The organism is Streptomyces varsoviensis, assembly GCF_000718635.1.
Taxonomy (GTDB): Bacteria; Actinomycetota; Actinomycetes; order Streptomycetales; family Streptomycetaceae; genus Streptomyces; species Streptomyces varsoviensis.
This window is the reverse complement of the sequence record NZ_JOBF01000001.1, coordinates 304,036-322,773: the sequence shown is the minus strand read 5'-3', so window position 1 is coordinate 322,773 and position 18,738 is coordinate 304,036. Positions and strand designations below refer to the sequence as shown.

15 protein-coding genes are annotated in these 18,738 nt (G+C 74.8%); 5 read left to right on the top strand and 10 right to left on the bottom strand.

Features of this window, described 5'->3' with window-relative positions:
- Positions 1–17: 17 nt before the first annotated feature.
- The 3 genes from IF55_RS01440 to IF55_RS01430 form a co-directional block, all read right to left on the bottom strand.
- Complete coding sequence (locus tag IF55_RS01440; RefSeq protein ID WP_030881517.1) at positions 18–1,529, bottom strand: amino acid permease; 1,512 nt, start codon at positions 1,527–1,529, stop codon at positions 18–20.
- A gap of 357 nt (positions 1,530–1,886) precedes the next feature.
- Positions 1,887–2,591: a class I SAM-dependent methyltransferase gene (locus IF55_RS01435; RefSeq protein WP_030881514.1), complete on the bottom strand. Its 705-nt coding sequence runs from the start codon at positions 2,589–2,591 to the stop codon at positions 1,887–1,889.
- Positions 2,592–2,775: 184 nt separating this feature from the next.
- On the bottom strand, positions 2,776–4,242 hold the full coding sequence (locus tag IF55_RS01430; protein ID WP_030881513.1) for a GuaB1 family IMP dehydrogenase-related protein: 1,467 nt from the start codon (positions 4,240–4,242) through the stop codon (positions 2,776–2,778).
- A gap of 276 nt (positions 4,243–4,518) precedes the next feature.
- On the opposite strand from IF55_RS01430, the gene IF55_RS01425 reads away from it, so the two are divergent.
- The 3 genes from IF55_RS01425 to IF55_RS39105 all read left to right on the top strand — a co-directional run bounded on the left by IF55_RS01425 (position 4,519) and on the right by IF55_RS39105 (position 6,856).
- A complete protein-coding gene (locus IF55_RS01425) occupies positions 4,519–5,235 on the top strand; it encodes a DUF6230 family protein (protein WP_157854337.1) in 717 nt (238 codons plus the stop codon).
- Entirely contained in the window at positions 5,226–6,164 is a 939-nt protein-coding gene (locus IF55_RS40265; RefSeq protein WP_245661016.1) for a DUF6114 domain-containing protein, read from the top strand. The genes IF55_RS01425 and IF55_RS40265 overlap by 10 nt, the downstream gene beginning before the upstream one ends.
- A 347-nt stretch (positions 6,165–6,511) precedes the next feature.
- Entirely contained in the window at positions 6,512–6,856 is a 345-nt protein-coding gene (locus tag IF55_RS39105; protein WP_157854335.1) for a hypothetical protein, read from the top strand.
- A gap of 264 nt (positions 6,857–7,120) precedes the next feature.
- Here IF55_RS39105 and IF55_RS01410 read toward each other — a convergent pair whose 3' ends face one another.
- Positions 7,121–8,089: a GDSL-type esterase/lipase family protein gene (locus IF55_RS01410; protein WP_048831398.1), complete on the bottom strand. Its 969-nt coding sequence runs from the start codon at positions 8,087–8,089 to the stop codon at positions 7,121–7,123.
- Positions 8,090–8,435: 346 nt separating this feature from the next.
- Here IF55_RS01410 and IF55_RS01405 point away from each other — a divergent pair, with 346 nt between their 5' ends.
- Entirely contained in the window at positions 8,436–9,863 is a 1,428-nt protein-coding gene (locus IF55_RS01405) for a helix-turn-helix domain-containing protein (RefSeq protein ID WP_157854333.1), read from the top strand.
- 370 nt (positions 9,864–10,233) lie between these two features.
- On the opposite strand, the gene IF55_RS01400 is transcribed toward IF55_RS01405, so the two are convergent.
- The 6 genes from IF55_RS01400 to fmt all read right to left on the bottom strand — a co-directional run bounded on the left by IF55_RS01400 (position 10,234) and on the right by fmt (position 17,229).
- Positions 10,234–11,223: a sugar-binding transcriptional regulator gene (locus IF55_RS01400; RefSeq protein ID WP_030881496.1), complete on the bottom strand. Its 990-nt coding sequence runs from the start codon at positions 11,221–11,223 to the stop codon at positions 10,234–10,236.
- Between the two features lie 303 nt (positions 11,224–11,526).
- A complete protein-coding gene (gene rpe, locus IF55_RS01395) occupies positions 11,527–12,222 on the bottom strand; it encodes a ribulose-phosphate 3-epimerase (RefSeq protein ID WP_030881493.1) in 696 nt (231 codons plus the stop codon).
- A 239-nt stretch (positions 12,223–12,461) separates the two neighbouring features.
- Complete coding sequence (locus IF55_RS01390) at positions 12,462–13,223, bottom strand: hypothetical protein (RefSeq protein WP_030881491.1); 762 nt, start codon at positions 13,221–13,223, stop codon at positions 12,462–12,464.
- A 16-nt stretch (positions 13,224–13,239) separates the two neighbouring features.
- A complete protein-coding gene (locus tag IF55_RS01385) occupies positions 13,240–14,364 on the bottom strand; it encodes a MerR family transcriptional regulator (protein WP_030881487.1) in 1,125 nt (374 codons plus the stop codon).
- Between the two features lie 337 nt (positions 14,365–14,701).
- Complete coding sequence (locus IF55_RS01380; RefSeq protein WP_030881485.1) at positions 14,702–16,240, bottom strand: RsmB/NOP family class I SAM-dependent RNA methyltransferase; 1,539 nt, start codon at positions 16,238–16,240, stop codon at positions 14,702–14,704.
- A 53-nt stretch (positions 16,241–16,293) separates the two neighbouring features.
- Positions 16,294–17,229: a methionyl-tRNA formyltransferase gene (gene fmt / locus IF55_RS01375; RefSeq protein WP_030881482.1), complete on the bottom strand. Its 936-nt coding sequence runs from the start codon at positions 17,227–17,229 to the stop codon at positions 16,294–16,296.
- Between the two features lie 816 nt (positions 17,230–18,045).
- On the opposite strand from fmt, the gene IF55_RS01370 reads away from it, so the two are divergent.
- Positions 18,046–18,666 carry a hypothetical protein gene (locus IF55_RS01370; RefSeq protein WP_030881480.1) on the top strand — a complete coding sequence of 207 codons (621 nt, stop codon included), beginning with the start codon at positions 18,046–18,048 and terminating at the stop codon, positions 18,664–18,666.
- The last annotated feature ends 72 nt before the right edge of the window (positions 18,667–18,738 follow it).

Sequence of the window (18,738 nt, the reverse complement as noted above, 5' to 3'; positions counted from 1 at the left end):
GCGCACGTGCGGACGGGTCACTTTTCTACGGGTGCCTGCGGGTCTGCTGGGGCGGGCCGGGCGTCGCGGGCGAGCCGCGAACGGTGCATGCCGTACCCGAAGTAGATCACGAGGCCGATCGCCATCCAGCCGGCGAAGACCGCCCACGTGATCGGGGACAGACTACCCATCATGTAGACGCACAGGGCGAAACCGACGGCCGGGAAGAGCGGTGCGAGCGGCACCCGGAAGGTGCGGTGCATCTCGGGACGGGTCCGGCGCAGCACGATGACGGCCACGTTGACCAGCGCGAACGCGAAGAGCGTGCCGATGCTGGTGGCGTCGGCGAGCTGGCCGAGCGGGATCGCGGCGGCCAGGACGCCGCAGAAGAGGGAGACGAGGACGGTGTTGGCGCGGGGGACGCCGGTGCGCGCGTGGACCGTGCCGAAGACCTTCGGCACGAGCCCGTCGCGGGCCATCGCGAAGAGGATGCGGGTCTGGCCGTAGAGCACGGTCAGCACGACGCTGGCGATGGCGATGACCGCGCCGGCCGCGAGCAGCACGGCCCAGAAGCTCTGCCCCGTGACGTCCTCCATGATCCTGGCGAGGGCGGCCTCGGAGCCCTTGAACGACCGCCAGGGCATGGCCCCCACGGCGACGGCCGCGACGAGCACGTACAGGGCGGTGACGATCAGCAGCGACAGCATGATCGCGCGCGGCAGGTCGCGCTTGGCGTCCTTGGCCTCCTCGCCCGCGGTGGAGGCGGCGTCGAAGCCGATGTAGGAGAAGAAGAGGGTGGCTCCGGCGGCGCTGACGCCGCCGAGGCCGAGCGGCAGGAACGGCGCGTAGTTGCCGGCGCGGATGCCGGTGAAGGCGACGGCGCAGAAGAGCAGCAGCGCGACGATCTTCACGCCGACCATGATGGCGTTGGCGCGGGCGCTCTCGCGGGCGCCGCCGAGCAGGAAGGCCATGCACAGCGCCACCACGAGCAGCGCGGGCAGGTTGAAGACGCCGCCGTCGCCGGGCGGACTCGCGAGCGCGGCGGGGATGGTGACGCCGACCGTGCCGTCGAGGAGTTCGTTGAGGTACTGGCCCCAGCCGACGGCGACGGCCGCGACGGAGACCCCGTACTCCAGGATCAGGCACCAGCCGCAGACCCAGGCGACGAGTTCGCCGAGGGTGGCGTAGGTGTACGAGTACGAGGAGCCGGAGACCGGGATGGTGCCCGCCAGTTCGGCGTAGGACAGGGCGGAGAACAGCGCGGTGACCCCGGCCAGCACGAAGGAGATCATCACGGCGGGCCCGGCCTTGGGCACCGCCTCGCCGAGCACGACGAAGATGCCGGTGCCCAGCGTCGCCCCGATGCTGATCATCGTGAGCTGCCACATGCCCAGGGAGCGCCGCAGCGAGCCGCCCTCGCCCTGCCCGCTCTCGGCGACCAGCAGCTCGACGGGCTTGCGCCGCAGCACGCGGCGAAGGGGGCCGGCGGACGGCCGCGGGGGCCGCCGCCCGGGGTCCGCGGCCGGGGGCGCTGCGCCGTGCTCCAACACTGGGGTGGCTCCTTCATCGCTGCCGGTCGGGCGGCGACCGGCAGCGGGAGGCCCGGGCGCGGGCGCGCGAAAGGCGCGTACAACCCGTAGCCGAGGGACCGCCGAGCAGGCGGTCCCCGCCACTCCACGTACAGCGCACGACCCTACGAGCTGGGTACGTACGCCCGTAATGCATCATTCTTGCGCACCGGCGCACGATCGTTGCGCAGGGGGCGGTCGAATGAGGAAACGTTGCACCTCAGGTGATCAATCGGTACATCCCGACGGTCGCCTCCTGGTACGAGCCGGCGATCGACCCCTGGTGCGATCCGGCGGCCAGCCGGTACGGCACGGAGGTCAGCCGGTGCATCCCAGCGGTCAGCCAGTGGCTGCCGGCACCGCCCGCAGCCAGGTCCGGTCGTCGGTGAGATGGGCGTCGAGCCGCAGCCCGGCCTCGGCCAGGGCCTTCTCGACCGCCGCCTCGTCCAGTTCGTGCGAGGTGTGCGTCTGGCTCCAGCGGCGCCCCTCGAACTCGTACTCCATGCGTACGGACGTGACGCCCGCCCCGAGGGGTTCGGCGGCGGCCACCCTGATCAGCAGCGGGCCGCGCCGGTGCTCGCGGGGCACGTTCGCGGGGTCGTTCCAGCCCGCGCCCTCGCGCTGGATCAGCACGCAGCCGTCGTCCTTCACATGGCGGCGGCAGGTGCGCAGCAGCTCCGCGCGGACCGCGGGCTCGGCGGTGTTGATGAGATAGGAGGCGAGCAGCACCGCGTCGAACCGCTCGCCGAGGTCGAGCCCCTCGATCGTGGCGCGCACGGTGCGCGCGCCGCGGATCTCGGCCAGCATCTCGGGCGACTCGTCGACGGCGACCACCTCGAAGCCGAGGTCCAGCAGGGCGTGCGTCACCCGGCCCGCGCCCGCCCCCAGCTCCAGGATGGTCCTGGCCCCGGCCCGCATCGCGCCCGCGACGATGTGCTGCTCGCCGTCGGCCTCCATACGGGCGTACATCTCGACGGCGCAGCCGTCCGGCGTGATCGCTCCCGGCCCCGCTCCCGCGCTTCCCGCGCGCTGATATTCGCTCATGCGGGACAGCTCAACACGGGGCCCGGAGGGCGGGAAGGGATTCGGGTGGAGGCGAATCACGGGTCGGGAGGGACCGCGAATCCCCTACGGGCGCCGCCGGGTCATACGGCGAGGGCCCGGCCGCCGCACTGATCGCGGTGGCCGGGCCCGTGGCCGGTGCCCGTACGGTACGAGGCCGGGGGGCTCAGCTCCAGCTCGCGTGCAGCGGCTTGCCCTCGGCGTAACCCGCGGCGCTCTGGACGCCGACGACAGCCCGCTCCTGGAACTCGGCCAGCGAGTCCGCCCCGGCGTACGTGCAGGAGCTGCGGACGCCCGCGATGATCGAGTCGATCAGGTCCTCGACGCCGGGCCGGGCCGGGTCCAGGAACATCCGCGAGGTGGAGATGCCCTCCTCGAACAGCCCCTTGCGGGCCCGGTCGTACGCGGACTCCTCGCTGGTGCGGTTGCGCACGGCGCGCGCCGAGGCCATCCCGAAGCTCTCCTTGTAGAGCCGGCCGTCGGCGGTCTGCTGGAGGTCGCCCGGCGACTCGTACGTACCGGCGAACCAGGAGCCGATCATGACGTTCGAGGCGCCGGCGGCCAGCGCCATGGCGACGTCGCGCGGGTGGCGCACGCCGCCGTCCGCCCAGACGTGCTTGCCGTACTTGCGCGCCTCCTTGGCGCACTCCAGGACGGCGGAGAACTGCGGGCGGCCCACGCCCGTCATCATGCGGGTGGTGCACATGGCGCCGGGGCCCACGCCCACCTTGATGATGTCCGCGCCGGCCTCGATGAGGTCGCGCACGCCCTCGGCGGCGACGATGTTGCCCGCGACGATCGGCACCTGGGGGTCGAGCGCCCGCACGGCCTTGATCGCGTTGATCATCGAGTCCTGGTGGCCGTGCGCGGTGTCGACGACGATGGTGTCCGCGCCGGCCGCGAGCAGCGCCTTGGCCTTGCCCGCCACATCGCCGTTGATGCCGACGGCGGCGGCGACGCGCAGCTTGCCGTCGGCGTCGAGGGCCGGGGTGTAGAGCGTCGCGCGCAGCGCGCCCTTGCGGGTGAGGATGCCGGCGAGCCGGCCGTCCGCGTCGACGGCGGGGGCGAGCTTGCGGTGGGCGGCGTCGAGCCGGTTGAACGCCTCGCGCGGCGCTATCCCGGCGTCGAGGAGCAGCAGCTCCCTGGACATCACCTCGGAGACCTGGGTGAACCGGTCCACGCCGGTCAGGTCGGTCTCGGTGACCACGCCGACCGGCTTGCGGTCGCCGTCCACGACGACGCCCGCGCCGTGCGCCCGCTTCGAGAGCAGGGCCAGCGCGTCGGCGACGGTCTGGGAGGGCGCGAGGACGATCGGGGTGTCCAGCACGTGGTGGCGGGTCTTGACCCAGCCGATGACCTCGGTGACGACGTCGATCGGGATGTCCTGCGGGATCACCACGAGCCCGCCGCGGCGGGCGACCGTCTCCGCCATCCGGCGGCCCGCGATGGCCGTCATATTGGCGACCACCAGCGGAATGGTCGTGCCCGTGCCGTCCGGCGAGGACAGGTCCACGCCCTGCCGGGAGCCGACCGCGGAGTGCCGCGGGACCATGAACACGTCGTCGTACGTCAGGTCGTACGGCACGGAGGAATCGCTCTCCACGGCGCCGGTCCGCGGGTTAAGGAATCGCATGCCACCAGGGTACTTGCCCCCTTCACACGCAATACGATCGTCCGATCGCGGGCGGTCCCGCTTGTAGGAACACCTGACGGCCCCGGCGTTCCGGCTGATGTTTCCCGGCCGGCGTTCCCAGGCTTTCCCAGCCGATGTATCACGTCCCGCTTTATGGCCCGATCGGCTGGATATAGCACCGAAACTCCCCGCCCACGTGTCCTACGCCCTCGCCTCTCGGTTATCGCCACTGCCACGGCCATAACGACGGTGGCCATATCGACCGCGGAGGAACGCATGACCTCTCAAGAGCCCGGCGGCACCGCCGGGTACGGAGCGGGGGCCGGGGAAAGAACAGCGGGCGGGAGCGGGATGGGCGCTATGGGGGGCGCGGGGGGAATCACGGGCGGCGGGGCGGCCGGCCGGCGGCGGGGGCGTACGGACTGGCGGCGGCTCGCGCTCGCCGCGCCGCTGGCGCTGGCGCTGGCGGCGGGAAGCGTCTGGGCGACGACCGCCTCGGCGGTCCCGGTCACCTTCGCCGTGTCGGGCAGCACCTTCCAGGTCGCCGCCGCGCACCTGGCCGGCAAGGACGCCGTGCAGTTCGCCTCCTTCGCCACCGACGCCGCCGGCAAGCGCCGCCCCGTGGCGGTGGCGGGCATCGGCCGCGCGCGGATCTCGCACCTGTGCCAGTCGTCGGTGGCGCACACCCCGTTCGGCAGCGTGACGCTGACCATCCGGTCCGGCGAGGAGCACCCCGTCAAGGCCGAGAACCTGGTCATCGACCTCAAGCGGCTGGACGGCGACCTGCGGTTCGGGCGGGTGCAGATGGGCCGGGACGCCGGGTCGCTGGACGCGGTCGAGGGGGTGCGCGGGGACCGCGGCACGTACGGACAGCAGGCCCGCACCCTCGACATCGACCGGATGCGGCTGCGCGCGTGGTCGCTGACCGCCGGCACCTTCAGCCTCAAGGGCGCCAGCATGGCCATCAGCCCAGGTGATCGCTCATGTCTGTGAACACGTCCGGGGACGGCTCCCCGCGAGCCGTGACCAACGCCGTGACCAACGCCGTGCCCGGCGCCGAGAGCGGCCCCTCCACCGGCCCCGAGAGCGGCCCGCAGAGCGGCCGTCGCGGGCTGCGGGAGCGTCCGCTCTCGGCCGCCGCGCTGATGGCGGCGGCCGGCGTCGAACTGGCCTACTTCCCACTGCGCCGCCCCGAACTGCTCGGCCTCCAGGGCGTCGGCGGAACCTCCGCCGTCCTCCTCTCCTGCGGTCTCCTCGGGTGCGCCGTCCTCCTCCTGCTGCGCCCCCGCCGGGCCCCGGCCTGCGGCGTGGCGGCCATCGTCCTGGGGCTGGTCTCCTGCCCCATGGCCAACCTCGGAGGCTTCCTCGTCGGCATGGTGCTCGCCGTCCTGGGCGGCGCGTTCGCCGTGGCCTGGCGCCCCGCCCCCGAACCCGAGCCCCTGCGGCTGCCGGCGCCCGGCCCGCGACCCGCACGGTCCCCGGCGGCCGGGGCCGAGACCGAGGCGGAACCAGGGGCCGTACGGGCGTCAGCGGCCGAACCAGAGGTCGTACGGGCATCAGCGGGCGGGGCCGAAGCCGTACGCGTCCCAGCGGCCGGGGCCGAGGACGCACGGGCGTCAGCGGCCGAGCCCGCGACCGTACGGGACTCCGCGCCCGCGCCCGCACCCGCACCCGCACCCGCACAGAGAGCCGCACCCGAGCCCGGGCGCGGCCCCGCGCCCGGCGCCGTACACGGAACCGGGCCCGTGCCCGTGCCCGTACAGGAGGCCGCGCCCGAGCACGGACACATCGCCGCGCTCGAACCCGAGGCCGCGCACGTGCCCGTACAGGAGGAGTCGGCGCCCGTACGCGAGGCCGCGACCGCGCCCGTGGACGCGTCGGCGCCCCCGCCCGGGTCCGACGACTCCGCGACGGCGCGGTGACTCGCGCGGCGACGCGCTGGACGGCCCTCGCGGTGCTGGTCCAGACCTCCCTGGGGACGGCCGCGCCGGCCTGGCCGGCCGCTCCCCCGCCGGACGCCCGCGCATCGGCACCGGCGCCAGCGCCGGCACCGGCACCGGCACCGGCAACGCAGTCCGCCGCCGCGCCCGCCTCGGCGGACGCCGCACCCGCCTCGGACAACGAGCGCTGCCGGCGGGCCGCGCTGCCCCGTTCGGCGGCGCCGGAGTCGGCGCGGGCGGCCGCGGCGGCGTTGGCGGAGTGTCTGACCGGGGGCCGCCGCCCGGCCGGGCCTCCGCGCGGCGGGCCGGTCTCGCTCACCGCGCGGACCATGACGGTGACCGGCCTGCTGTGCCCGCTGCTGCCCCTCGCCCACGGCGTGTGCCGGGCCTCGTCCGTCGTCCTCGACGAGCCGGTGGTGTCCTACGGCGGCGACCGCGAACTGTGCACCTCGGCGCGGCGGTTGACGATCCGCGGCACGGTGCGGCTGCGCGCCGAATGGCTCACCGGACGCGTCTTCGGCCTGCTCCCGGTGGCGTTCTCCACCCGCGTGCTGCCGCCGGTGCCCGTTCCGTACGTGACGCTGACCGACGTACGCGCCGTCGGCACCGCGCTGAGCGCCGACGATGTCCGCGGCGACCACGTGACCATGGGCATCGGCCGGGAGTGCGGCTGACGCCGCCGAGGCGCCGGCCACCGGGGCAGCGCCTGGTGGCGAGCCCGGCCCCGCGCGTTTCCCGCGGCTTTCGGCCGGCGCTCAGGCCAAGGGCTCTCGCCCCAGGGCCTCCCCCGCTCGCGCGAGACCGACAGCCCCGGGGCGAGCCCGACGGCACCGCGACGTACCTGGGCGAGCCCGACGGCACGGCGGCAGCGCCGCGTACCGGCCCTCGGCCGTCGAAGGCCAACGCCCGAGGGCCGGCGTCCGCGGAAGGCGCGGCCCTTACGGCCCCAATGGCAGCGGAAAGTCCGTCAGGCGCACGACCGCCCGGCCGGGGCGGCCCGGCGCGCACTGGAGGCCGGGGATGATGACGGCCGCGGCGGCGGCGGTGCGGAGGGGGACCTCGCGGCCGTGCGGCCAGGGGCCGCCCGGGCCCACCGGCCCGTCCGCCGACCGCCGGGGCTCCGGCATGGCCCGGTGTTCCGGCGGCCGCGGCCGTCCGGGTTCGGCGGCCGGTCGCGCGGTGGCCTGGATGGCGGGGACCAGGCGCCGCAGGTGGAGCGCGTAGCCCTGCGCGGAGGGGTGCAGGCCGTCGGCGCACAGCAGGTCCCGTCCGGGTTCGGCGCCGAGGTCGAGGTGGTGGTCGAAGAGCGAGACCGACTGGGCCCCGCAGCGCAGCGCGGCGTGGGTCTGGGCGCGGGCGAGGCGGCGGCTGCGGCGGGCCGTGAGCGAGCGGGCCCAGCGCCGTACGGCGGGCTGCTGGCGCACGTACGGCACGGTCGCGATCGTCACGGACCAGCCCGCCTCGGTGAGCCGCCGCAGCTCGGCCTCCAGGTGGCGGGCGGCGGTCCGGGTCCGTACGGGCGCGAGCACGTCGCTGGTGCCGATGGCGACGACGGCGACGCCGGGGTGGGCGAGCATCATCCGGTCCACCTGGCGGCTCAAGGAGCTGCTGAGCGCCCCGAAGCGGGCCAGCACCCGGAGTTCGACGCGGCGTGCGGCGCTCTTGGAGAGCGCGGTGGCCAGGACCGCTCCGACCGTCTCGGGTCGGCGTTCGACGCCGATGGACAGCGCGGCCGAGTCGCCGAGCAGGACGAGGCGCAGCGGTTCCCCGGGGCCGTCCCCGTACGTGCCGGAGCAGGCGATCTCGGACTGCCGGCCGGGTTCCTCGCCGCGGGTGAGGACCGCCGCCGCCCAGAGCCTCGACAGCGCCTTCCTGACGGGTCGTCGGCGGGCGGGCCGGGGTGTCATGTGATCTCCAAGAACTCTGATGGTTTCGTCATCGATCCGAATTCATGATGAGAGCCATGGATCTGCATGGGTCTGTATGGGTCGGCATGGACCAAGAACTACCCGCAATCGTCAATCCATGAGGCCGAACCACACACCATCATGTGTTGAAAGTGTTGAAAGCCCGGCTCGGCGGAATATGACTCCGCGCCCTGCCCAATGCGCCCTTTCCCGCCCGGTCACCGCTATGAGATGAATGGGGTGAGCTGCCCCGCCGCCACGGTCGGACCGCGCGTGCGCATCGTCTCCGGCCTCCCCCGCCCGGCAGTCGGCCCGTAATGATGATTTGCGGTTTACCGGAGGCATGATGGCCGAACGACGGTGCCCCAATGAACGATTGCGCGCGCTGCTGCGCGAGGCCGGATGGACCCATGAGGCATTCGCCCGGGCGGTCAATTCAGTCGGCTCGGAGATCGGTCTGAGCCTCGCGTACGACCGCAGTTCCGTATCGCACTGGCTGGCCGGCACCCGGCCGAACGCCCCCGTGCCGCAGCTCATCGTCGAGGCGCTGACGCGCAGGACGGGGCGGGCGATGACGGTGAGCGCCGCCGGGTTCGAGGAGCCGCCTGCCCAGCCTCCCCCCTCGTCCCAGCGGCCCCGGCGCCCCCAGGAACCGCCGGCTGCCCCCCGGCACTCCGGGGCCGGCCGGACCGGCGGCACCCTCAACGCCCTGGCCGTGCTGAGCCGGCAGGACACGGACCCCGTGACCCGGGCGCCGCTGCTGCTGCGCCCGTTCCGGGCGGCCATCTCGCACGTGCCGGCCTGGACCGAGCCGGAGGGGGCCCCGCCGGGACCGCTCACCGCCGAGCGGCTGCGCGTCGGCCAGAGCGAGGTCACGGTGTTGCGCGGCGCGGTGCGGTTCTTCGCGTCCTCGATGGGCGCGCACGGCGGCGCGCACGCCCGGGTGGCGCTGGCGGCCTGCATCGCCGACACGGCCGTACCCTGGCTGCGCGCGCCCGGACCGCGCGACGTGCGGGACACGCTGCGCACGGAGACCGCCCGGCTGGCGTTCGTACTGGCGCGGATGCACGCCGACATGGCGGGGCACGGCCTGGCGCAGCGGTATCTGCGCCTCGCCATGGAGCTGGCCAACCAGACCCGGGACCGGGCCACTTGGGCCGTCGCGCTGCGCGCGATAGGCGCTCAGTCCCTGGCCCTGGGGCACCACCGCACCGCGCTGCACTGCGTGGAGGCGGCGGTCGAGGCGCTGCCCGCGCACGCCCCGCACGCGGTACGGGCGTTCACCCTGGCGCAGTTGGCGCTGACCCGCGCGGCCACCGGCGAGAAGCAGGCGGCCCTGACGGCGCTCACGGCCGCCGAACGGTCCGGGGAGCGCTCCTGGGAGCGCCCCGGCGACCGGCCGCCGCCGGACGGCGGCCCCTTCGCGCACTACCCGCCCGCGGCGCTGGCGTTCCAGACCGCCGAGACGCTGTACCGCCTGGGGCAGCTCACGGCGGCGTACCGCGCCCTGGAGCGCTCGCTGCGCCACCGCGCCCCCACGGACCGCCGGGGGATCGCGCTGACCCTGGCCCGGCAGGGGGAGATCCTGCTGGAAACGGGCCAGTTGGAGGAGGCGTGCGCCACCTGGCGGGAGTTCCTGCGGGTCGGCGACGGGCTGCGCTCCCACACGGTGAGCAGCGCGGTCCAGTCGATGCGCGCCGGACTCACCCCCTACCGCGGCCACCCGGCCCTCCACGGCCTCCACCCGGAAACCCGCAAACCAGCGGCCCGCTGAGGCGCCGACGTCAGCGAGCCGGGGCTGGACTGGGCTGGGCCGATGCCGCCCCTGCTGCTGTGCGTGTGCCGCTACGTCCGTACCACTACGCCCGTACCGCTACGCGCGTGCGGGCCGATCCGGCGCTGACCGCGGCCGGCACACCGTCCGTAGCCCTACGAGCGATCCGGCGCCCCGTATCTCTACGTCGCGTGCGGAACCGCCCTGTCCGGCACCGCCCGTGCGAAACCGTCCCGTCCGGCGCCAGCCCGGGCCGGCACCGCCCGGGCCGACGCGGGCCAGTTGGACACCGCCCGTAGCCCGGCGGCAGGCCGTCCGGCACGGGCGGGGCCGCTGCCGGGCCGCCCCGGCAGCGCCGTGACGAGAGCCGCTACGCGCCGTCCGGGTCCGCCCGGTCCAGGGCGGGGCGCGGGCCGGGGCCCGTCTCCAGGAGCAGGTAGTCGGCGGCGGCGGTGTCCGTGACGAGGCTGGTCACGAGCCCGGAGCGGAGTACGGCGCCGATGGCGGCGGCCTTGCGGGAGCCGCCGGCGATGGCGACGACTTCCGGTATGCGCCGCAGCCGGTCGGCCTCGACGGTGATGCAGCGCTCCCCGAGGTCCCGGCCGACGCGGCGGCCGTCGGCGTCGAAGAGGTGGGCGGACATCTCGGCGGCGACGCCGAAGGAGGCGTAGCGCGCCCGCTCCTCGGGGGTGAGCATGTCGTACACGGTGGAGATGCCGGGCTCCCAGGAGCCGATGGAGACGGCGGCGACCGTGACCTTGTCGAAGTACTCGAAGGCGCGGGCGATGCCGGTCTGGTTGCGCAGCGCGGCGGCGGTGGCCGAGTCGGGCAGCAGCATCGGCGCGTAGATGGGGTGGGCCTCGCCGCCGGAGACCTGGGCGGCCCGCCGTACGGCCTCGACGGAGCCGCGCTCGGCGGTGCCGGCGTCGTACACGCCGGTGAGCTGGACGACGGTGCACGGCGGCAGGCGGTGCAGGGCGGCGGCCATGTGGATGGTGGAGCGGCCCCAGGCGAGGCCGAGCACATCGCCCTCGGCGACGAGCTCGCCGAGCAGGTCGGCGGCGACCTCGCCGAGGTTCTCCGGGTCGGGCGCGTCGTCGCTGGCGTCGGCCGGGGACTCCACGACGACGGCGTGGCGCAGGCCGTAGCGGGCCCGGAGCGCGTCGGAACGCTCCGCGTCGAGCTCCGCGGGCACCCTGATCTCGATCCGCACGAGGTCGTTTTCGAGCGCCGTCTCCAGGACGCGCGCGACCTTGAAGCGACTGACGCCGAACTCCTCGGCGATCTGGATCTTGGACTTGCCCTCCAGGTAGAAGCGGCGGGCCATCGCCGCCGCTTGAACCAGTTCGGCGGGTCCCATCCGCGTGGCTGAACGGCCCGTCGACACCGCGGTCTCCTCACTTAGTTCACTGCTTGGTGCACTGCTCAGTTCACGACTTGGTTCAAGACTTAGTTCAAGGCTTGCTCAAAGACTTGCTTCAAGGCTTGGCTCAAGTCTTGGCCCAAGCGACGAATTCACCCTACGAGTCGGCGCTACGGATTCAAGCCGTGAGTTCAAGCTCTGTGTGCGGCTGATGGGCCCGCGGCACGGGCACCACCGTCATCCTGTCAGATGGTGCGGGCCCGGCTCAGGCCCTGACCTTCGAGTTCACTTCCCCGTGGCTCAGTGGTCGCACGACCAGCCCGCCCGGCCGGTGCTCTCCTCGGCCATCGAGCGCAGGGAGCGCACGGCCTCCGCGGGGTCCGCGGCGCCGTACACCGCGGAGCCCGCGACGAAGACGTCCGCGCCGGCCTCGGCGCACCGCTCGATGGTCGTCGCCGACACCCCGCCGTCGACCTGGAGCCACAGCTCCAGCCCATGCTTGGCGATCAACTGCCGGGTGCGGCGGATCTTGGGCAGCATGATGTCGAGGAACGCCTGGCCGCCGAAGCCCGGCTCGACCGTCATGACCAGCAGCATGTCCAGTTCGGGAAGCAGGTCCTCGTACGGCTCGATGGGCGTGGCGGGCTTGAGCGCCATGGACGCCCGCGCCCCCTTGGCCCGGATCTCGCGGGCAAGCCGTACGGGCGCGGCGGCGGCCTCCGCGTGGAAGGTGACAGAACCGGCGCCGGCCTCGACGTACGCGGGCGCCCAGCGGTCCGGCTCCTCGATCATCAGATGGCAGTCCAGCGGGGTGTCCGCGGCGCGGCTCAGCGACTCGACGACCGGCACGCCGAGCGTGAGGTTCGGCACGAAGTGGTTGTCCATGACGTCCACGTGGAGCCAGTCGGCGCCGCCGGGGCCCCCTACGCGACGCGCCTCGTCGGCGAGTCGGGAGAAGTCCGCGGACAGGATGCTGGGGTTGATCTGCACGGCCATGCCCCAAGCCTGCCATGCCCGCGGCCCGCCCCCGACTCCGGAGGCAGGCATTCCGCGACCGAGCCGCACATATCGCCTCGGATTCGGGGCTGCCCCGCCGTTCCGGCGGGCCGCTTGCCGCGCGGGTGCCGCGCCCGAGCCGCCGCGCCGGCGTCCGGCGTACGGCATCCGGCACCCGGCACCTGGCACCCGGCGTGACCACATCGCACGGCGCGCCCACATCACACGGTGCGCCCACATCACACGGTCGCCGGCTCCTCCCGCGCCCGGAGGGAGGCGATGATCTCGCCGAGGGATGCCTGCTCCGCGGCGGGCAGCCGCCGCCCCGCGTGCAGCATGCCGAGTGCGGTCAGCAGCCGCAGGCGGTCGTCGTCCGTGCCGAGGTCGCCCACGAAGGCGGGCAGCACCAGGGCCAGCGAGACGAGATCCGCACGGTCGCACAGCGCGACCACCAGCGCCCGCAACCGCGCGTCACGCCCATCGCACTCGTCACGTCCGTATCGTCCGTCGCACGCATCACACCCACCGCACCCACCGCACCCATCGTGCCCGTCGCACGCGCCACCCCCGTACGCCCCCTTCACGCCGCCCGTCGCCCGCAGCCCCTCGGCGACCGCGTAGCGGCCCCAGTCCCCGTACGGCCCCGGCGGCGCGTCCGCGAGATGCCGGGCGGCCAGTCGGAAGTGCTCACGGGCGCTCTCCCGGTCACCCAGTTCCTGGTGCGCCCGCGCCATGTTCAGGTGCAGCGAGGGGAAGAAACCCCGCACCCGCTCGTCGGCCACCAGTTCCGCGCGGCGCAGGCACTCGGCGTTCCAGTTTAGCGTCGCCCGCGCGGTGGACTGGTGCCGCGCCACGTAGTGGGCCGCGACGCACGCCTCGTAGTCGTCGGCGGCCGTCTCCCAGGCGCGTACGAACAGCCGGCGCGCGTCGGCGTCGGCGCCGCGGGTCTCGGCCTCCATGCCCTGGACGCAGAGCCGCACGACGGGATTGTCGGGGTCCATCACGATTTCGCTCTCCTCATACGTTTGAAGGGTGGCCGTGGACCGGCATGACCAGGGTGGTGAAGCTGCCCTGGTCGGCGGAGCGGACGACGACCGGTTCGGCGGCGGAGGCGATCTCCAGCAGGACGTCGGGGCCGACGCTCGCCTCCAGGGCCGGCAGCAGTACGGCGGGGTCGAAGGCGAGATCCTGCGGCGGCCCCGTACGGACGGCGGGCAGAACCGCGGGCTCCGAGTCGCCCCGGCCGAGGGCGAGTTCCCGCTCCCGGGCCCGGAGGCGTACCGCGCCCTCGCCGTGCCACCCGCCGAGGGCCGCCCGCAGCGCGCCCCGGTCGGTGACCACCCTGGTCCGTACGGGCGCGAGCGCGTCGAGCATCGTGCGGTACGAGGGGAACGTGCCCCGGCCTCCCGTCAGGGCACGCCGCGGTCCGTCGTCGGCGCACAGCACGGCCCTCCCGCCGTCGACGCCTTCCTCGCCCCCGACCTCGACCTCGATACGTACGTCCGTACCGCGCAGCGCCCAGTCGCCGAGGTCCGCCAGCAGGTCGGCGTCGACCAGCGCCCGGCCGGGCCCGCCCGCCATCGAGCGCCCCGGCAGGACGCGGACGGCGAGGCGGTAGCGGTCGGTGGCCACCAGCCGCACTTCCTGGCCGTCGAGTTCGATGAGTACGTTGCCGAGGACCGGGAACTCCTCGCGGGCCGCGCCGCGCGCCACCGCCGGCGCGACCTGCCGCAGCGCGCTCGCGAGTTCGGGCCCGCCGACGACGGCCACCGCCCGCCCGCCGCCGCCCGGCAGCGCGCCCAACGCCTCCTCGACGGCCGCCCGCGCGGTCTCGGCCAGGTCCCGGGTCCGCAGCAGATGCGCGTGCAGCACCCGCCGCGCCTCCTCGGGCTCCCCGTCCAGCACCACCCCCACCTCGCCCAACGGCAGCCCGGCCGCCCGCAGCCTCCGCAACGCGACCGCCCGCGACCGCTGGGCGCGGTCGTAATAGCGATACCCGGTGGCCTCGTCCACCCGAGCCGGCCGCAGCACATCGCAGTCGTCATAGAACCGCAGCGCGCTGGGCGCCAGCCCCACCCACCGAGCGAAGGCCCCAATACTCAGCAACGGCCCGGTCCCGTGGTTCTCGTCCTCGTCGTCCATGAGACCGATGGTGGGCGTTCAACCAGCTCGAAGGTCAACTCGGCGGACCTCGACCGGAGGAGCCGTCCCCGCTCAGGCGGTCGCCCGGTCGTAGTTCAGGCCGTACGCCGCGGACTCGCCGCCTCCGTCAGGCCGTACGCCGCGGACTCGCCGCATCCGTCAGGCCGTGCACCGTAGAAGCGGCGCATCCGTCCGTTCGTATGCCGCCGCACAGACGAACCCGTCAGGCCGTACGCCGCGGCACAGCCGGAGCTCCGTCAGTCGTCCGTACGCCGCAGCGCGGCCGGCCGGGTCCGTCACGCGGCAGGCCGAGTCCGTCAGCGGCCGGCCGGGTCCGTCAGGCCGTACGCCGCAGCAACGCCAAGTACATGGCATCCGTACCGTGCAGGTGCGGCCAGAGTTGTACGTCCGGGCCGTCGCCGAGGGCGGGGACGCCCGGCATCAGGGGGCGGGCGTCGATCAGTTCGGCGGTGGGGGCGGGGCCGCCGCGGCCCTTGAGGACGTCGTCGACGACGGCGCGCGTCTCGGCCAGGTGCGGGGAGCAGGTCGCGTAGCCGACGACGCCGCCGACGCGCACGGAGCGCAGGGCCTCGCGCAGCAGCCCGCGCTGGAGCGGGGCGAAGCCGTCCAGGTCCTCGGGCCGGCGTCGCCAGCGGGCTTCGGGGCGGCGGCGCAGCGCGCCGAGGCCGGTGCAGGGCACATCGACGAGGACGCGGTCGAAGACGCCCTCGCGCCAGGGCGGGCGGGTGCCGTCCGCCGCGATGACCTGGTACGGGCCGGGGTTGCCGGCCAGCGCCCGGTCGACGAGGCGGGCGCGGTGCGGCTGCTTCTCGGCGGCGAGCAGCGCCGCGCCGCGCTCGGCGGCGAGCGCCCCGAGCAGCGCGGCCTTGCCGCCGGGGCCCGCGCAGCCGTCGAGCCACCGCTGGTCGGGGCCGTCCAGCGGGGCGTTGGCCAGGGCGATCGCGACCAGTTGGCTGCCCTCGTCCTGTACGCCGGCCCGGCTCTCGCGGACCGCGTCGAGGGCGCCGGGCTCGCCGCCCTCGGCGAGCCGCACGGCATACGGCGACCAGCGGCCGGGCAGCCCGGAGTCCTCGCCCACCGCGTGCATCAACTCGTCGACGGTGGTGCGGCCGGGGCGGGCCACGAGCGTCACCTCGGGCCGTTCGTTGTCCGCTTCGAGAAGGTCCTCGATGCCGGCCCGGCCGCCGCCGAGGGCGTCCCACAGCGCGGAGACGACCCAGCGCGGGTGGGAGTGGACGACGGCCAAGTGGTCCTCGGGGTCCGCGTCGTAGGGCGGCGCGACCTTCTCCAGCCAGCCGTCGAGGTCATCGGCGGCGATCTTGCGGAGCACGGCGTTGACGAACTTCGCGCGGCCGTCGCCGAGGACGACGCGGGCCAGTTCCACGGTGGCGGAGACCGCCGCGTGGCTGGGGATGCGGGTGCCGAGGAGTTGGTGCGCGCCCAGCCCCAGCACGTCGAGGACCGGCGGGTCCACCTCGCGCAGCGGCCGGTCCACGCAGGCCGCGATGATCGCGTCGTACGTGCCCTGGCGGCGCAGCGTCCCGTAGACCAGCTCGGTGGCCAGCGCCGCGTCCCGCGCGTCGAACCCCGGGCCGCCGTCCTTGCCCGTTCCGCCGTTCCCGCCCGTCGCGTTCTTGCCCGTTCCGCCGTCCTGGCTGGCCCCGCCGTCCTTGCCCGCGGCGGCCTTCTCACGGGCCTTGCGCAGCAGCGGCGGCAGCACCAGGTTCGCGTAGGCGTCCCGCTCGTCCACGGCGCGCAGCACCTCGAAGGCGAGGATCCGCACGGGGTCCTTCTTGGGGCGGCGGTGGGGTTTCGCGGGCCTGGCGGGCCGGCGGCGGGGGGCCTGATCGTTCACGAAAGGTGCTCCGGAGCTGGGATGACGATGGGCTCAAGGCTACGCCCCGCGCCTTACGCGACGCCGAGCCGCTCGCCCTCGGCGATCCGGACGCCGCGCGCCCAGTCGGCGGCCTTCATCGGCTTCTTGCCCTGGGGCTGGACCCACAGCAGCTCGACGGCGTGCGAGCCGGTGCCGACGTGCACGGCGTTCTTGGCGGCGGCCAACTCGCCGGGGGCCAGGTCGCCGCGGTCCGGGCGCAGGGCCACGGACATCAGCTTGAGCCGCTCGCCGCGGAAGCGGGTCCACGCGCCGGGGGCGGGCGCGCAGCCGCGCACCACCCGGTCGACGCGGAGCGCGGGCGCGGCCCAGTCGACCTCGGCGTCCTCGACGTTGATCTTCGGCGCGAGCGTGACGCCCTCCGCCGGCTGGGGCACGGCTTCGAGGGTGCCGTCCTCGATGCCGTCCATGGTGGCCACGAGCAGCCCGGACCCGGCGAAGGCCAGCCGGGTCAGCAGGTCGCCGCTGGTGTCGGTGGGGCGGATCTCCTCGGTGAGCACCCCGAACACCGGCCCGGAGTCGAGCCCCTGCTCGATCAGGAACGTCGACGCGCCCGTCACCTCGTCCCCGGCCAGCACCGCGTGCTGTACGGGCGCGGCGCCGCGCCACGCGGGCAGCAGCGAGAAGTGCAGATTGACCCAGCCGTGGGCGGGCACCTCCAGCGCCGCCTTGGGCAGCAGCGCGCCGTACGCGACGACGGGGCAGCAGTCGGGGGCGATCTCCCGCAGCCGGGCGAGGAATTCCTCGTCGCGCGGCTTGGCGGGCTTGAGCACCTCGATGCCCTCCTCCTCCGCGCGCTGCGCGACCGGGCTGGCCACCAGCCTGCGGCCGCGCCCGGCGGGGGCGTCGGGCCGGGTGACGACGGCGACGACCTCGTGCCGGTCCGACGCGAGCAGCGCGTCGAGGGCGGGCACTGCGACCTCGGGGGTACCGGCGAAGACGAGCCTCATGGGTGGCGATCTACCTCTCAACGCGCCGAGCGGAACGGCGGACCAGTCTAGAGCCTGCCGGGCGGGCGGCATTCGGGCCGGGCGGAAGCGAGGGGGGAGGGAGGCTGGAGCGGGGTGAGAGCGGGGTGAGAGCGGGCCGGCGGAGGAGCGGCGCGCGGGAGGTGGGGGGCGGAACCTCGGCCGGCGGGACGCGGGGCGGTGCGGCCTCGGCCGTACGGGCGGGGGCCGGGGATCAGGGAGCAGGGGTCCGGAGGCGGGAGCGGGGGCTCGCGACCGTACGAGCGGGCCCGGAATCAGCGTCGCGTCCGCGTCCCGCAGGCCGCAGGCCGCAGGCCCGACACCGCCTCCGGACCGGACCGGCTGCCTGCCCCGTAGTCGACGGACACGGGCCGTACGAGCTCCTGACCTTCGTCCCGGCGCGACGGCCGTACGGGCCCAGGGCCGGGGGACACAGCCTGAGGGCCGGGGGACACAGCCTGGGGGCCGGGGCCAGGGGGCCGACCCTGGCCCCGGGGCGTGAGCGAGGAGGCCGACCGAGGCCCCGGGGGCGTGGGCGCGGAAGCCACAGGCCCAGGCCACACCCCCAGGGGGCGTACGCGGCATTTCGCGCCCCGCCGCGCAGACCGTACGCCCCCTCACGTGACCCACGGGGCACGTCTCGCGTTGAGGTCAAGAGAGATTGACCGGAACGGGCCACGGCACGGTCCGGCCCTCGTTCGCTTCCGATGGCCAGCCGACTCACTGCCCTGATGTCCGCGTTCCACCTTGTTCCACCTTCCCTATTCCGCATTCCACGCCGGTTCGAGAGGCTTGTTCATGGCCGACCACGCAACCCACGACGCCCAGGCACGGGCCAGCCTGCATCTGCTGGTGCGGGATATCGAGCGGGTCCGCCGACAGGTGGACGCATTGCGCACCCTCACCGCCCAGCTCGGAAACGTCTACCGCCCGCGGCGCACCGGCCCGTCCGCGGGCTTCGTCGTGTACGGGCGGGCGCCCGCCCCGACCGTACGGCTCGCGCAGGAGCTGCGCGACAGCATCGAGACGCTCGTCACCGCGGCGGTGGACTTCGACCGCTCGCTGGGCTTCTCGTGGGACGCGGTGGGTTCGGCGCTCGGCGTCACCAAGCAGGCGGTGCACCGGCGTTACGGCACGCGCCGGGCCGGAGCGCAGAACGCGGCCGGCGGCGGCGAGGGCCGTACGGCGGACGCGGCCGGGCTGCCGGCCGTATCCGTCGGCCCCCAGCTCCCCGCCGTACCCGCCGCCCGCGCCATGCCGGGGCAGTCGACTCCGGCGCTGCGGGAACCGGGCCTTCGGGAAACCGGCCTGCGCGACGCGGCCATGCGCGACCCGTCGATGCGGGACGCGTCGATGCGTGACTCGGCGGTGCGGGACGAGCCGCGGCCGAGCGCCTTCCCCGGCCCCCGCAACGGCTGACCCCGCATCCGCCCGCTCCACCTCCCCCTCTGCCCCGAGGCCCGGCCGCGCCGGACCGCGGGGCAGCGCCGT